This window comes from Vibrio rotiferianus (assembly GCF_002214395.1).
In the GTDB taxonomy this organism is placed as follows: Bacteria; Pseudomonadota; Gammaproteobacteria; order Enterobacterales; family Vibrionaceae; genus Vibrio; species Vibrio rotiferianus.
In genome coordinates this window covers 43,005-57,208 of the sequence record NZ_CP018311.1, presented here as the reverse complement: position 1 = coordinate 57,208, position 14,204 = coordinate 43,005, and the positions used below count along the sequence as shown (strand labels likewise).

At 43.4% G+C, this 14,204-nt stretch carries 16 protein-coding genes; 9 read left to right on the top strand and 7 right to left on the bottom strand.

The annotated features are described in order from the left end of the window. Window positions 1-5: 5 nt before the first annotated feature. Window positions 6-392, bottom strand: coding sequence for a lactoylglutathione lyase (gene gloA / locus BSZ04_RS00330; RefSeq protein ID WP_088879154.1), 387 nt, complete (start codon window positions 390-392; stop codon window positions 6-8). Between the two features lie 254 nt (window positions 393-646). Between gloA and BSZ04_RS00325 the strand changes: the two genes are divergently transcribed. Both BSZ04_RS00325 and BSZ04_RS00320 read left to right on the top strand, forming a co-directional pair. Then, window positions 647-1,048 carry a PaaI family thioesterase gene (locus BSZ04_RS00325; protein ID WP_167381293.1) on the top strand — a complete coding sequence of 134 codons (402 nt, stop codon included), beginning with the start codon at window positions 647-649 and terminating at the stop codon, window positions 1,046-1,048. Between the two features lie 85 nt (window positions 1,049-1,133). Then, window positions 1,134-1,604, top strand: coding sequence for a GNAT family N-acetyltransferase (locus BSZ04_RS00320; protein WP_088879152.1), 471 nt, complete (start codon window positions 1,134-1,136; stop codon window positions 1,602-1,604). A 39-nt stretch (window positions 1,605-1,643) separates the two neighbouring features. On the opposite strand, the gene BSZ04_RS00315 is transcribed toward BSZ04_RS00320, so the two are convergent. Then, complete coding sequence (locus tag BSZ04_RS00315; RefSeq protein WP_010452111.1) at window positions 1,644-2,081, bottom strand: DUF417 family protein; 438 nt, start codon at window positions 2,079-2,081, stop codon at window positions 1,644-1,646. Between the two features lie 308 nt (window positions 2,082-2,389). Here BSZ04_RS00315 and BSZ04_RS00310 point away from each other — a divergent pair, with 308 nt between their 5' ends. The 5 genes from BSZ04_RS00310 (at window position 2,390) to BSZ04_RS00290 (ending at window position 8,372) form a co-directional block, all read left to right on the top strand. Next, entirely contained in the window at window positions 2,390-3,703 is a 1,314-nt protein-coding gene (locus BSZ04_RS00310) for a peptidoglycan DD-metalloendopeptidase family protein (RefSeq protein ID WP_088880208.1), read from the top strand. A gap of 175 nt (window positions 3,704-3,878) precedes the next feature. After that, window positions 3,879-4,757 carry an AraC family transcriptional regulator gene (locus BSZ04_RS00305; protein ID WP_088880207.1) on the top strand — a complete coding sequence of 293 codons (879 nt, stop codon included), beginning with the start codon at window positions 3,879-3,881 and terminating at the stop codon, window positions 4,755-4,757. Between the two features lie 123 nt (window positions 4,758-4,880). After that, window positions 4,881-5,738: a nuclear transport factor 2 family protein gene (locus BSZ04_RS00300; protein WP_088879151.1), complete on the top strand. Its 858-nt coding sequence runs from the start codon at window positions 4,881-4,883 to the stop codon at window positions 5,736-5,738. Between the two features lie 241 nt (window positions 5,739-5,979). Further along, window positions 5,980-6,540: a fasciclin domain-containing protein gene (locus BSZ04_RS00295; RefSeq protein ID WP_071234417.1), complete on the top strand. Its 561-nt coding sequence runs from the start codon at window positions 5,980-5,982 to the stop codon at window positions 6,538-6,540. A 272-nt stretch (window positions 6,541-6,812) separates the two neighbouring features. Next, a complete protein-coding gene (locus tag BSZ04_RS00290) occupies window positions 6,813-8,372 on the top strand; it encodes a methyl-accepting chemotaxis protein (protein ID WP_029561111.1) in 1,560 nt (519 codons plus the stop codon). Between the two features lie 72 nt (window positions 8,373-8,444). Here the strand turns inward: BSZ04_RS00290 and BSZ04_RS00285 are convergent, their stop codons facing one another. Both BSZ04_RS00285 and BSZ04_RS00280 read right to left on the bottom strand, forming a co-directional pair. Beyond that, window positions 8,445-9,938 (bottom strand): AGE family epimerase/isomerase, encoded by a 1,494-nt coding sequence (locus BSZ04_RS00285; RefSeq protein WP_088879150.1) that lies wholly within the window; start codon window positions 9,936-9,938, stop codon window positions 8,445-8,447. 99 nt (window positions 9,939-10,037) lie between these two features. Next, on the bottom strand, window positions 10,038-10,583 hold the full coding sequence (locus BSZ04_RS00280; RefSeq protein ID WP_088879149.1) for a sugar O-acetyltransferase: 546 nt from the start codon (window positions 10,581-10,583) through the stop codon (window positions 10,038-10,040). Window positions 10,584-10,867: 284 nt separating this feature from the next. On the opposite strand from BSZ04_RS00280, the gene BSZ04_RS00275 reads away from it, so the two are divergent. Next, the gene (locus BSZ04_RS00275) at window positions 10,868-12,013 is read left to right on the top strand and encodes an AI-2E family transporter (RefSeq protein WP_088879148.1); all 1,146 of its coding nucleotides are present in this window, start codon (window positions 10,868-10,870) and stop codon (window positions 12,011-12,013) included. A 153-nt stretch (window positions 12,014-12,166) separates the two neighbouring features. Next, window positions 12,167-12,703 carry a hypothetical protein gene (locus tag BSZ04_RS00270; protein ID WP_088879147.1) on the top strand — a complete coding sequence of 179 codons (537 nt, stop codon included), beginning with the start codon at window positions 12,167-12,169 and terminating at the stop codon, window positions 12,701-12,703. Window positions 12,704-12,824: 121 nt separating this feature from the next. Here the strand turns inward: BSZ04_RS00270 and BSZ04_RS00265 are convergent, their stop codons facing one another. Genes BSZ04_RS00265 through BSZ04_RS00255 form a run of 3 tightly spaced genes read right to left on the bottom strand, consistent with a single transcriptional unit; the run spans window position 12,825 to window position 14,195 of the window. Then, entirely contained in the window at window positions 12,825-13,154 is a 330-nt protein-coding gene (locus BSZ04_RS00265) for a c-type cytochrome (protein ID WP_088879146.1), read from the bottom strand. Window positions 13,155-13,156: 2 nt separating this feature from the next. After that, window positions 13,157-13,633: a TlpA family protein disulfide reductase gene (locus BSZ04_RS00260; RefSeq protein ID WP_088879145.1), complete on the bottom strand. Its 477-nt coding sequence runs from the start codon at window positions 13,631-13,633 to the stop codon at window positions 13,157-13,159. Then, window positions 13,626-14,195: an SCO family protein gene (locus BSZ04_RS00255; protein ID WP_088879144.1), complete on the bottom strand. Its 570-nt coding sequence runs from the start codon at window positions 14,193-14,195 to the stop codon at window positions 13,626-13,628. The genes BSZ04_RS00260 and BSZ04_RS00255 overlap by 8 nt, the downstream gene beginning before the upstream one ends. Between the last annotated feature and the right edge of the window lie 9 nt (window positions 14,196-14,204).

Genomic DNA, 14,204 nt, shown 5'->3' with positions numbered 1-14,204 from the left:
CCTCGTTATTTGCTTGTTTGAATCAATTCGATTTGGTAACCGTCAGGGTCTTTAATGAATGCGATGTGAGTTTCACCGCCTTTCATTGGCCCTGGTTCACGAGTGACGTTGCCACCAAGTGCTTTGATTTTGTCGCATGCAGCGTAAATATCTTCACAACCTAATGCCATGTGACCGAACGCGTTACCTAGGTCATAACTGTCTGTGTCCCAGTTGTAAGTCAGCTCAATCGTCGCGCTGTCTGGTTGGTCTGCATTGCCCACAAATACGAGCGTGTAGCGGTATTCTGTGTTTTCGAAGCGATTAAGCTCGCTCATACCAAGAACTTTGGTGTAAAACTCAATGGACTTATCTAGATCAGCCACGCGGATCATAGTGTGAAGAAATTTCATAGTTAACCTTCTTATCTCGGCTTGTTAGCTATCGTTGGAGTGACAGAGTCATCTCAACAAGCAACCTTGTTGAAGCTAAAGATAAAGTGAAGGTAATGAAACGTAAAATTATCGTTGATTATAATTTTAATAATGTATTTTTATAGAGGCGTGATTTACTTGACGTGTAAGAACAGTGTCAATTGGAAACAATGTTTACAGAGAGCTCATTGAAAGGTAATTGGCATATGCTAATAACTTTTAAGGACGATCTTATGTGTGAAACATTAACCTCCCATCACTATTGCGCAGTATGTTCCAAAGGGAACCCTTACTCATTAGGGGTGGAATACCAAACTCAAGATAAAAACAGCGTAGTCGCATCATTTATAGTAAACGAACATCACCAAGGTTATAGCGGTTTACTGCATGGCGGCATTGCAACATGCTTGGTGGATGGTGCAATGACTCATTGTTTGCTAGCAAATGGAGTGAAGGCGTTGACCGCTCAATTAGAAATGCGCTTTCATGCACCCATTAAGGTCAGTGAAGAGATACGTGTCACTGCAAGCATCGTGAAAGAAACAAGAGGCATTTTCCATTTGGTTGCAAGCTTAGAAGTCGGTGATGAAACTCGAGTATCTGCAACGGCCAAGTTCGTTCGCCCCAAACCTTAGATGACGGCTAATATCAAATTTTTGGCCGAAAGCGTGAGCGATAGAGTTGAGATTGTGGCAACGTAAAAGTAGCAAAGGAGGCAGAATGTTAGAAATTAGACGCTTTGAAAGTGGTGATGAAGAAACATTGAGAATGCTTTTCTACTATACGGTCAGAAAAATATGTATAAACGATTATACGGACGCACAGGTAAGCGCTTGGGCACCAAACATCTATGTAGCTGAAGACTGGAACAAGAAAATAGCGTTATTAAATCCATTTATCGTGCTACTTGATGGACAAGTTGTTGGGTATGCAGATTTACAACCAGATGGGTATGTCGATCACTTCTTTTGTCACTGGCAACATCAAGGGAAGGGAGTTGGCACAGCGTTGATGCAGCAGTTAATCGCAGAGGGTGCGCGAAACTTCAACCATCGCTTATACGCTAATGTCAGCTTAACCGCAAAACCGTTTTTTGAACGTCACGGATTCATTGTAGCTAAGCAGCAGTCGGTAGATATCAGAGGGCAAACGCTGACTAACTTTTTAATGGAAAAGGATCTTAATAAATAGAGGAATTACCATGATTCCTCTATTTATCACGAGCCAATATTATCTGTTCTTTTCAATTACACTAATTGAGATTGCCAGAAATAATATATCTTTTACTAAGAAGAAGTTCGTTATTAAAATTCCATCAGACACTTTCCAAGTATTTGGTGTTGTGATCAGGAAGCTAAGTGTAGATAGAAAAATTACGGTAGCAAAAACACCTGAAAAGAAGCCGACCTTTCGATTTTTTAAACCTACTACCAATCCAATAGCAACAATAATTTCCACTGCGCCAATAAGGTTTGATACGGCTTGCACGGATATGACGGAGTACAACCACCCCATGGCAGGATGATTCTCTACTAATGGTTTAATGAGGTCTGCTTCAGTCGGAGTAAACTTGTATATACCGATCCAAGCTAATACCAATGCTACCCCAAGAACCCCAAGACTATAGCCAATATTTCGTTCGCTAACAGCAGTCATGTTTTTTTGCATAAATGTGCTCCATTAATAAGTTACATGGAGGAGACCTTGTTGTATAAAATAAAATTTCAAAAAATAATCAAGATATTATTTTTTTTAAACAGCTGTATTTAAACTATTGAACAGAACAGAACAGAACAGAACAGAACAGAAGTACGGGTGTTCTGCACTTCGCCGCTTGTGTGTGCTTAGTTTTTGTCAGGTGCTGACTCTGACTTCTTGTTACATGGTTTATTCACTAAGGAAGAGAGGGGGCTTTCAATTGCTATAAGTAAAATGTTATAACATAACAATTGATGTTCCCGATTATCTCAAGTCTCATGAATTTTGTTCGCTATTCACTTATTGCTGTTGCAGCTACTGCATTCTCTCTCGCAGCTTACCTCACCTACCAAGCAGAAACGAAACCAGAAGAAATTATCATTAAGGTGACGCCTTATGCTCAGATTAAAAAAACAGATGGTGTCGAAGTTGATGAAGTAACACCAAAAAACCAGCTTGCTACAGAAAAGTATGACAACATCGCCCGCATTCACTACTTCGTCAAAGTAGGCGATACACTCAGTACCATTTTTTCTTCATGGGGTGTTCCTTACGAAACCACGCAAAAACTGCTTAAAGCTGATATAACTTCACTTAAGCTCGATACCATTAAGCCGGGAGATCATCTTGAGCTTATGGTTGATAGAGACTCCAAGACTTTAAAACAAGTTATTTTTCACGAGAGCCTCGTTGAACGCGCTATCTACACACGAAATGACGATGGCTCGTTTGCCTATAACTTTGTTGAAGAACCTAGTGAATGGCGCGAGGAAATGTACTCAGGCACGATTAACGGTAGCTTCTCTTCGTCTGCTCATCAACAAGGGCTAACCACCACTCAGATTGCCAACATCACACGTGTATTGCGCGACAAAGTGAATTTTGCCCGTGAGCTTCGTGCTGGAGACAGTTTTCACGTGTTGGTACGTCGTCAGTATGTTGATGATCATTTGACGGGCAACACGGAAGTGCAGGGCATTGCAATTAAAATGCATGGTAAAGACATAGAAGCGTTTTTGGCTCAAGATGGCCGCTTCTATGATCGTGATGGGAACAGTCTAGAACAAGCGTTTAACCGCTACCCAATTGATAAGCAATACCGTCGTATCACTTCGCCATTTAATCCTTACCGAAAACACCCAGTGACGGGACGAATTTCTCCTCACAATGGTACTGACTTCGCGACGCCAGTTGGTGCTCCTGTATATTCAACCGGTGATGGAAAAGTGGTCGCGGTTCGTAACCATCCATACGCGGGCAAGTATCTAGTGGTTGAGCACAACAGTGTCTATAAAACTCGTTACTTGCACCTGAGCCGCTTTTTAGTAAAGAAGGGTGAGCATGTTAAGCGTGGGCAGAAGATTGCGCTTTCAGGTGCGACAGGACGTCTAACAGGGCCACACTTGCACTTCGAAGTACTGGTGCGCAACCGCGCGGTTGATGCGATGAAAGCAGATCTTCCATTGGCAAGTTCGATTCCAAGTAAAGACAAGCCCGCGTTCTTGGCAAAAGTCTCAGAGTTTGATGATATGGTTACCACAGAGCAAAGCGCGAGCCACGCAAAATCCGTCGAGGGAAAACAGGTTTCTTAATAGCAATAAACAAAGGCAGGCTTCGGCTTGTCTTTGTTGCTTTTGGAGTTGGGGAATAGACAAGTATTCACCACCTTAGTCGCTACCTAGGTAATGTGATGTGGTAAAGTTTGGTGGCACAATCCGATTTAAATTAGCCAAAATACAAGTAGTAACGAGTGGAGGGTGAATGCAAATACCAATACCAACGGTAGGCTTTGACCATAACAAATCTAATCAAGCGGAGATTGAAGTCTTCGATCTAGAAAGCTTACATGGACAAGAGTACAGAAGTCATTCACCCCAGAAGCCACACCGCATTACTTTCTTTATGATGGTTTATATTGAACAAGGCAGTGGTGTGCACATGGTGGACTTTAAACAGTATCCGTTTGAGTCAGGTAGCATTATCTTTGTTCGTCGTGAGCAAGTGCAAGCTTTCGACGTATCGCAAAAGCCTTCCGGTAAAGTGATTCTCTTCACCCAAGCGTTTCTCGACCAAGTGCATGCAAACATGCGCCTACCCAGCTACACACCAACACACTTAAATCAGACTCATTCTCCGGTATTGAACTTAGATGACGAGACGCGTTTAAGTGCAAAACTGCTCATTGGCGAAGTGATTAAAGAGATGGAAAACAAGCGTTCCGATCCATTGATTGTTATGTATTTGTTCTCATCTTTTGCGTTGATGCTGCATCGTCTGCGTCCTGAAGAGCGCCATGACAAGTTAACTAAAGAGCAGAGCTACAAGCTGGCTCGTTTCTTTGATTTACTCCAAGCCAATTATGAGCGAATTCGTGATGCGAACTGGTACGCGGGGCAGATAGGGTCAACCTACAAAACATTAAATGTGATTTGTAAGTTGGCGACAAACTTAACCGCGAAACAGATGATTGATGCGTTTGTCACGATTGAGATAAAACGACGCTTGGTTGTCAGTAATGTTACTAGCCAACAGTTAGCTTTTGACTTTGGTTTTGAAGATGCGAGTAATTTTGTTCGATACTTTAAAAATCAGACAGATATGACGCCAAGCCAATTTCAGAAGCAGTACAAAGAACCCCAGTTATGATATTGAATATGAACGTACTTTGGTGTTCATGTTCGATATTGACCATTTTCCGACACATATTCACACAGACGAGTCTATGATTCATTTTTATTATTATTCCCAAGCAAACAAGAGGAAAATAATATGAACAAATTGACTCGCTTTTTCGCTAGCTCTGTCATCGCATCTACTGTTTTTGCAAGTGTTTCTTTCGCTGTAATCGCCGATGAGTTACCGAATCGAGACAAAGCCGTTGCCGTTATCTCAAGCATAGAAACTGGCGACCAAACGGCTATTTCTTATATCAACCCAAACAAGTACATTCAGCACAACCTTGCTGTTACAGATGGTTTAGCGGGCTTTGGAGAAGTGATGAAAATGCTGCCGGAAGGCAGTGCTAAAGCGAAAGTAATTCGTACCATTCAAGATGGTGATTACGTTGCTTTGCATACCGAGTACGATTTTTTCGGACCAAAAGCGGGTTTTGATATCTTCCGCTTTGAAGATGGGCTGATCGTTGAGCACTGGGATAACTTACAAGACGTGGCGAAACCTAACCCAAGTGGCCGAACTCAATTTGATGGTGCAACAGAAATAACAGACGTAAATAAAACAGATGAGAATAAAGCCATTGTTTCTGATTTTGTTCAAACCATTCTGATGAAAGGGGACATGTCTCAGATCAGTAAGTTCATCGGTGAGAAAGACAGTGACTACATCCAACACAACGTTGCGGTTGCTGATGGTTTAAGTGGGCTGAGCGTTGCGCTAAAACAATTAGCGGAAGCGGGTATACCGATGGTGTACAGCAAAAATCATTTGGTTATTGGTGAAGGGAACTTCGTGTTATCAGTGAGCGAAGGTCAGTTCATGAACCAACATGTAGCGTTCTATGACTTATTCCGCGTCGACAACGGTAAGATTGTAGAGCATTGGGACACGATTGAGGTGATTCCACCAAAGTCAGAATGGAAGAACACCAATGGAAAATTTGGTTTTTAATAAACCCTTTTCGCTTTGTTAAGTTCTACTTAGAAAGAAGCCGTCATTATTAGACGGCTTCAGTGGCTGTTATAATGTAGGAAACTGGCGGCATAATAACATCTCAAACTTCTACAAATTAAACTAATTTCATAATGGCAAAAAAGTGCTATCGGTTTCGACTTAAAAAATGATCTCTGGCCTTAAGTCACCCGTAATTCTCGGGTGATAGTGTTTTTAACGCTAAGAAAGGAGACTGATAATGAACACTTTTAAATGCACACTCAAAAGCCTGATCGTAAGCATTGCTCTATTCTCACTATCCAGTACCAGCGCGCTGGCGGAAAAACCGAAATGGGCAGATGAAATAGACGCAAGTATCGTTGAATTCGCCGTTGGGGCATCGGGCGAACCGTTTGATTTTGATGATAATGGGGGTGATTTTGACATCCTCGTTGCTGCGCTCATCGCCACTGGAACCGTTGCTATTTTTGATGGTACTGAGTACACAGTATTCGCGCCAACTGACCAGGCCTTTTATGACCTTACAGGAACGTCGACCGATGCAGACGCATTCAATGCAGCTGTTGACTTGCTCGAAGTAGAAGGCGTGGCAGCGGTACTCGCTTATCATGTGACTCTGGATACTCGCAACTCACGTTCTGTCGTAAGAGCAAAGAAAATAAATATGCTCGATGGCAACACCATCAGTTTTGAAAACGGGTTGATCATGGCGAATAAGTCGGAAGCAGGGTTGGTCGATATTGATAACAAACTGAGCGATGGCATGGTTCATGTGATCGACACGGTGCTACTGCCTTAGCGTTAATAGCCTGACCAATAGATATTTAAGTATGTAAATAGCGGCCTTTATGGTCGCTTTTTTCATTATGCCTACAAATTTATAAAGTGTGATGTTTGCTAAGCTTTTGTCTTTTATTATTAAAGTTGTTGCATTTTTTTCAGATAAAGTAAATGAACATTTACATCTAACGTCGGGTCTTCGATGGCTTGGCTTTCAGTTGTCAGTATCAAAGTGCAAGGCTTAAACACCCCTGTAGATGGACATTAATAAATTGCGTTGAGACAATCAGAATGAAAAGAATAATCCTATTAGCCGTTTGTGCCATGTTTGGCATTGCTGTCATGGCGAGTATGGCGTCGACCTATCTTATATCCAGTCAAAAAATAGATGACATCATCTTACACAAATCTCAAGTTCAAGCAGAGTTCCTAGCTGAAAACGCGGGTTATATTCTAGAGAACTCACAACAGCCATTAGAAGATCTACAAGCCCTTGTTGACGGGTTAAAGCAACGTTCAGATGTTAGCTATGCGATTGTGATTGATAGCAATGTTACGGCGGTTGCACACAGTGACAAGCAGAAGCTCAACAAAACATACGAGGATGACTACACGGTCGAAGGAGCAACGAAAGGCGTTCAGCAATATTCCAAGTGGTATGCGGATGTGCAAGAGGTGTGGGTATTCGACATTATGGCGCCAATCTATGTAAATGGTCAGCTATATGGCACATTCGATATCGGTATTCCAATTACTGAAGTAAGCCAGGCGACTAATGGCATCATTGCCTATCAGCTTGGCTCAATGGTTGTCATATTCGTGCTATGTGTTGTTGTGCTCTCGTTATTATTGGGCAAACTGATGCAACCTCTATCGGTGCTTAAGAATGCATTAAATGATATTTCACAAGGCGATGGCGATTTAACGGTCCGCTTGCCGATTAAGGGAAATGATGAAGTCGCACAAATATCATCGGCATTTAATTTATTTGTTGAAAAGGTACATGGCATTATCTCTCAAGTCGTCAACACAGGGGTAGAACTTAATGGTTCAGCCATTGCGCTTCGAGAGCAGTCACAACAAGCTCTTTCGCGAGGCCAAGAGCAAAATGAACAAACAATGCTGGTGGTCACTTCTATGAACGAAATGATCGCAACGGTAAATGAAATTGCATCAAACGCAGCGGGCGCAGCCGGAGCGGCTAGTACAGCGACTGACGAGACGCAAGCGGGATATCAAACGCTCCAAAGAACAACAACGGCGATCAGCAATCTTGAAACAGAGATGAATAGTACGTCTAGCATTATTGTTAGCTTGGCTGATAACACACAGTCGATCGGTACTATCCTAGAGGTAATTCGAGGGATCTCTGAGCAAACAAACTTATTAGCACTAAATGCGGCGATTGAGGCAGCGCGTGCGGGGGATGCTGGTAGAGGTTTTGCGGTTGTTGCGGATGAAGTTCGTAACCTTGCAACAAAAACCGCTCAGTCAACGGACGAGATTGATTCAATGATCAGCCGCTTACAAACAGAAGCACAGAATGCGGTGAACTCAATGAGCAACAGTAAAGCGTTGATAGAAGAGGGAACCACAGAAACGGAGTTGGCTCGACAGGCACTAGAAGCGATTTCTAAGCAAGTAATGACCATCCTTGACATCAATACCCAAGTTGCGACAGCGACGGAGCAGCAATCGACCGTGGCTAACGAGATCAACATGAACATGGATACAGTGAGTAACTCAGTTAAGCATGGCTTAAATGCGAGTCAGCAACTAGAGCAATCAAGCCAACAATTGGCCGAGCTTTCTCAAACCCTCGACCGCTATGTCGGTGCGTTCAAAATCTAACTCGTGTGAGGAAACAAAAGGCGACCAGTAGGTCGCCTTTTTGTTGGCTAGTAGGTGATGGATTAAGAACGACTAGGGAGTAATTCCTGTAAACGTTACCGCTTGGCGCTTACCGTCATCTACTAAACCAACGTGTTTTACCTCGCCCTTGAAATAGTATGGAGTGAAGCTTGGCATTAGCTTCTGTTCATTCGCATAGTATAAGGTGATCGGTTGATGGTTTAACGCACCAGACGTTAGCGTGCCGATTAACGCGTGTTCAAACTGATGATAACCATTGCCCCAATGGAACGCTTTGGTTGATTTTGGTTCAAGGCCAATGCCCCCATATTGATGATCGACCCATGCATCCATAAAGGTGCGAGTGGTGTATGGTAGTACGTTCCCAACCTTGCTATCTAGGATGGCAAGTGTCATTGCAGACTGGTCGAGCTCAGCCCACTCCCATGAAGAACTGCCATTAGAGTATGGCCGACTTTGCCACGCTGGAATTGCTTTGTTCGCCCATTCGTTTTGTAGTTCCGCAGAGAAATAGTCGCTGACGGTGTCAAATGGGAACTGATATTCGGCACGTTCCAGAGTGGTTCTCATACCTTCTATAGCAAACTGCTGCCAATCAGATGCTTGCAACTGCTCGCCAACGAGATAAGTCATCCAATACGCTTTAATCGTATGACCAAAGTCGTTGTGCTTAGCGTTGGGTTGCATTACCGCTTTATGATGAATAGCACCGTAGAAGCGCTGTTCCTTATCTGAGTGATAGTGCTCAACTAAGGTGTTAGTTAACCACTTAAGATCATTTAGCCATTGTGTTTTGTAAGGCTCAGGAAGCATCGGAGCGACCAAAAGCATATAGCCATTAATTTGATCCAGTTGCGCGACCAATTCATGCTGTTTTGCGCTCTGTTCATCGCCATCCTCCAATACCCAAGCTAGGCCAACTTCATCGTTCACTTTGTAATTATCGAAGATAAACTTTTGCTGTTCGATAAGCACTTTCTCTACGTTTGGATCTCGTGTTAGGTAGTAATACATCGCTAGCCCAACGAGGGCATAAGCTTGGTCTTGTGAGGTACGTTGCGTCCACTTTAAGCCCACTTGCTTGTTTTGTGTGAATGAGACAAAGCCGCCGTGCTCTTTATCCTGCAATTCGTTGATAAGGTAATACGCACCTTGCTTAGCAAGCTCAAGAGCCTGTGTGTCCCCAGTTAGGTGATAAAGTACCCCATAAGCGTAAGTTTGGCGTGACTTCATACGAGTGTATTCACGACCAAAGTGAGGAGTAATCCAGCCACGGTTTAATTCAGGACAAACATTTTCCGTATCTAGCTTGCGGCCGTCGTTGCAACGAAAAGTAGGGAAGTTCCCAATAGGATCCCCGTAGGCTTTCTCATCCATCCAATATGGGGCTAATCCCTTTTTGACGTGGTTCAACCAAGCCTGAGTTGATGGGAAGCTCGTTGATATCGTTCTTTCTGGAATAGCGTTTTCACCTGTTGCCGCAAATGACAGCGTACTGGTGGCGAGGGAAAGCGCTACTATTAACGACTTTGTCGAATAGTCCATAAAGCAAGTCCTTGAAAGAAAAGATAGAGTATATCGGTAGATACCCTATACAAACCGTTGAACTAGTCGGGTTTTCAATTCGTTAGAATGATAAGGTTATCAACCGTTTTTAATGGAGCGGGCAGGATTTCCGACGACGCGATCTCCGGCTGCAACATCTTTGGTTACCACGGAGCCAGCTCCCACAACGGCTTCTTCTCCGATGGTTACTCCTGGCATGATGATGGCACCGCCTCCAATCCATACTTTGTCTTTGATTGTCACTGGTTTGGCCGTTTCATCTCCAGCAAGGCGTTGTTCGGTTTCTAAAGCATGTGCTGCGGTATAGATTTGAACTCGTGGACCAATCATCACGTTTGCACCAATAGCGACTTTCCCATTATCTAATATGATCGCATCCCAGTTGATATAGCTATTTTTCCCAATGGTTAGATGGCAGCCGTAGGTAAGTTGGAGTGGCGCTTGTATACATGCTCCTTCACCTAAGCTTACCCCCATACGGGTAAGTAGTGCATGACGTTTTTCTGCGTCTGATTCATGATTGAATTTGAAGATCAATGCTGAAGTATTATCACGCATCATCTGAAGCTCTTTGTCCAAGCAGTTATACACCTCACCTGAACGCATACGATTAAGTTCTGACATGTTTGCCCTTATAGCTAAATAGTGCAATTGCACACAAATATAAAGCCTTGAGAGCGTTAACTAAAATCCAAACAGAGAAAACCCGAATACCATCACCAAATTCTATTTATTCGGTACTTGACGCAACGAAACCGTGGAATATACGGGTGGGTGTACTAGGTTATATAGATGCGTAAAAGCGTATTGGGCAGACTGGCTTCTGAGGTGTATTTAATATTCGTTCGAAGCTTTCTGTAATTAAAGCATCAAATGCTTCGGATTCGCTACATGGGAGGAATCAAGCTTTGAGTAACTCAAATGAAAATCTAGAGAAAGTTCTCGCGAAAGCCCTTACTACTTCATTGATTCGGTTTTCAGTAACGACACTTATCGTTATTGTCTGTTGGTGGGCGTTCTTACCCTTTCTGCCTATCTTGCTTTGGGCTCTCGTACTGGCAATCGCACTCTATCCAATCAAACTATTGATAGAAAGAAAGTTCAGTTTGAGTTCTTCTCGATCTGCAACATTGATTGCCATTGTCGGAGTGTTGCTCCTCGGTACACCGACAGCAATGGTTGGTAACTCGTTTGCTTCTAAGACGCTTGGTGCCCTTGAGTCGTATCGAGATGGTACGTTGGTTGTCTCCAAACCAGCAGACAGTGTGAAAAGCTGGCCCTTGGTCGGTGAGAAAGTTCATGCGGTTTGGTATGAAGCCGCAGATGATCTGCCAACTTTTATTGAGAAGCGTCAGCCACAGATTAAGACCTTCTTTAGCTGGTTTGTGGATAGTGCGACAGGCGCAGCGAAAAGCATGTTTATGTTGATTGGTGCGATTATTATCGCAGGTATTATGTTGGCCTGGGCACAACCTGCAGCAAAATCGATACGTAAAATTTTCATTAGTTTTACTGATGAAGTCAGAGGGCCAGACTTGCATGAGCTCACTACGGCAACCATCAGGCAAGTTGCAGTGGGTATTATTGGTATCGCTTTCTTAACAGCAATGGCATTTGGTGGCGTTGTTGCATTATCAGGCGTACCTGCTGCGGCCTTGTTTACGCTTATCGCATTAGTCTTCGCTATCGTTCAGCTTCCGGTCACCATCATTGCTTTAGTCGCTGTTGGCTTATTGTGGGCGGGGGATAGTGGCACGGTTCATAACGTCATCTTTACCATCTTACTGATCGCCGCTAGTTTAATTGATAACTTCTTAAAGCCATTGATACTGGGTCGTGGTTTAGATGTACCCATGCCGATTGTTCTAATTGGTGCAGTTGGCGGCATGATGTCTGGTGGTATTCTGGGCATGTTCATCGGTGCGGCATTCTTAGCGGCTGGCTATCAAGTGTTTATGAAGTGGGTAGACACGGAGACTCAAGACGTTGCCGAAGTCATTGAAAATACAAGCGTTAGAGAAGAGAAAAAAGAAGCAGCAGAGCCCAAAAACTAAGTTCATATCAAATTGGAAGCTAGGTAGCGGGATAGTACAAGCGAATGTGAAGTGAGCTTGAAAATATCTTGCTATACGCCGATTTAAGTTTCACTCAATGAGCTCGATGATCCATATTCTACTATCATACTTTTAAAGTTGGACGGTAAGAATATGAAAAGTCTACCTCTAATATTACTCTGCATTGCCGTCAGTGCGTGCGCTGAGTATAAAAAGGGCGCACCCGAGTCATCAAGCGGTAATGCGCTTAAGACTCAATTGGCCGCCTCCACTCATGAGCTATATGCAGAGGCCAATGAGCTTTATGAACAAGGTCGGATTTCAGATGCAGTTACCAAGCTAGAAGTCGCTGTTGAAAGAGGGGACGAGTATTGCCGAGAGCTTTTAGGTCTTATTTTACTGCGAGAGCCCTCAGTTCAAAATATAGCTCGAGGATTCTCGTTGATGTCGGAAGCGGCTCAAGGTGGCCTTGCTAGCGCTCAGTTTTATTTGGGGTCATGCCTATATGACGATGGCTGCTACTTACCGGAAAACAAAACACTATCCGCGTACTATCTTTCTCAAGCTTTTGAAAATGGGGAAGTGGGTGCAGAGATGTTGTTAGGTTTTTTGGAAGATGAACTTGGAGAGGTAAAACTCAGCCAAAAGGAACTTGAAAGTATGTTAGGGCAATACAAAAACAATCTCTAAGCACAGCGTAGAGCAACTTGTTGTGAATGGGGTAAGTACTTAAAAAGTTTAGAAGAGGTTGAACAGTATGAACTCCAAAAGACGGTCTTGTTATGGACCGTCTTTTTTGGGGTATCAGTCCCTAAGGGTTTCCAATTGCGCTCAGGTATTTAGCCATAAGGCGAATCTCTTCATCCGTGTAGTGTTCCATTGCTACCTCCATGGTCATGAACAAGCCGTTTTTACGTTTTTTCATCTTGTAATCTTTCATTTGATTGAAGAGGTAAAGTTCGCTTTGCCCGCCGATTTTCGGGTACATAGGCATCACTGGCTCATTTCCGGTTTCACCATGGCACGTGGCGCAGCCACCTTTCCCTGGGGCGATGTATAGCGCTTTGCCTTTTTCAGTCTCAGGGCTGGCAAAAGCAGAGAAGCTGATGGAGACAATAAGTAAGATAAGCATACGTTTCATGATTACAGCTCCTCTCTTAAGCAAGTTAGCCAGTCTTGAATCACTTTGGGGGAGTGCTTGATATACCCAGAATAACGAAACTTAGTTTCACCATTGATCACTACCAATGTGGCTGGCAACCCTTGAAAGCCAAGTGCGTGAATTGATCCCATGTCTGGTTCAATGGTTTTCGGTAAGTGATGAATCCCCAATTTAGAAAAACGCTGTTCGATCGCCGGAAGATTATCCCCAATGTGCACTGTTTCAACACTATAGTTTTCGTTATTCGCTATGCTGTCGAGCGCAGGCAACTCCTTTAAACAAGGAGGGCACCAAACCGCCCATAGATTGACCAAGCTTACTGGGCTTTTTAACTCGGTAAGCTGATAAGTTGCGTTTTCTAGTTTAAACCCCTCTGGGGTGGTGCATTCTTTTGCTGTTATCGAGAAGCTCAAGCATAACGTTACGCTAACCAGTGCAAATGAGGTCCATTTATTCATTGATATACCTCTTCAAACTTTGACCGATCTTTGCGCCACCTTCACCATAGCCAAATACATCGATAAGCTCTCTGTCTGGTCCGTAAAGGTAGATGTAGGCAGAGTGGTAAACTTCATATTGTTTTGGGAGAGGGGGATAAATCGGCTTGCCTTCAAGAGAATAGCCATAGGTTGCTTTCATACTCTTTGCTATTGCTTTGATCTGCTCTTGAGTTCCGGTTAATCCAACCATTTTGGGATCAAAGTACTTTACATACATGTCCAAGTTTTCAACGGTATCGCGGTTAGGGTCAACAGAGATGAAGATTGGCGTGACCTTATCGGTCTCATCTTTTAACGAATTCACCGCGGTCGCTAAATCGATAACAGTGGTGGGGCAAATGTCTGGGCAACTGGTGTAACCTATACCCATTAATAAGAATTTCCCTTGCCAGTTTTTCTCGGTCACAGTACCTAAGGTATTCTCTAGCAGTTCAAACTTTAAAGGTTTAGCCGCGGCGCTTAAACTCAGCAAGCATGCCGCTAGAAAAGCGTAGATAGTATAGGAAGTTTGTCGTCTCATTGTTCGTTC

Bases quoted from the DNA above. Each gene is read 5' to 3' on its own strand.
- gloA (WP_088879154.1), bottom strand. From the start codon at position 392: ATGAAATTTCTTCACACTATGATCCGCGTGGCTGATCTAGATAAGTCC.
- BSZ04_RS00325 (WP_167381293.1), top strand. From the start codon at position 647: ATGTGTGAAACATTAACCTCCCATCACTATTGCGCAGTATGTTCCAAA.
- BSZ04_RS00320 (WP_088879152.1), top strand. From the start codon at position 1,134: ATGTTAGAAATTAGACGCTTTGAAAGTGGTGATGAAGAAACATTGAGA.
- BSZ04_RS00315 (WP_010452111.1), bottom strand. From the start codon at position 2,081: ATGCAAAAAAACATGACTGCTGTTAGCGAACGAAATATTGGCTATAGT.
- BSZ04_RS00310 (WP_088880208.1), top strand. From the start codon at position 2,390: ATGAATTTTGTTCGCTATTCACTTATTGCTGTTGCAGCTACTGCATTC.
- BSZ04_RS00300 (WP_088879151.1), top strand. From the start codon at position 4,881: ATGAACAAATTGACTCGCTTTTTCGCTAGCTCTGTCATCGCATCTACT.
- BSZ04_RS00295 (WP_071234417.1), top strand. From the start codon at position 5,980: ATGAACACTTTTAAATGCACACTCAAAAGCCTGATCGTAAGCATTGCT.
- BSZ04_RS00290 (WP_029561111.1), top strand. From the start codon at position 6,813: ATGAAAAGAATAATCCTATTAGCCGTTTGTGCCATGTTTGGCATTGCT.
- BSZ04_RS00285 (WP_088879150.1), bottom strand. From the start codon at position 9,938: ATGGACTATTCGACAAAGTCGTTAATAGTAGCGCTTTCCCTCGCCACC.
- BSZ04_RS00280 (WP_088879149.1), bottom strand. From the start codon at position 10,583: ATGTCAGAACTTAATCGTATGCGTTCAGGTGAGGTGTATAACTGCTTG.
- BSZ04_RS00270 (WP_088879147.1), top strand. From the start codon at position 12,167: ATGAAAAGTCTACCTCTAATATTACTCTGCATTGCCGTCAGTGCGTGC.
- BSZ04_RS00265 (WP_088879146.1), bottom strand. From the start codon at position 13,154: ATGAAACGTATGCTTATCTTACTTATTGTCTCCATCAGCTTCTCTGCT.
- BSZ04_RS00260 (WP_088879145.1), bottom strand. From the start codon at position 13,633: ATGAATAAATGGACCTCATTTGCACTGGTTAGCGTAACGTTATGCTTG.
- BSZ04_RS00255 (WP_088879144.1), bottom strand. From the start codon at position 14,195: ATGAGACGACAAACTTCCTATACTATCTACGCTTTTCTAGCGGCATGC.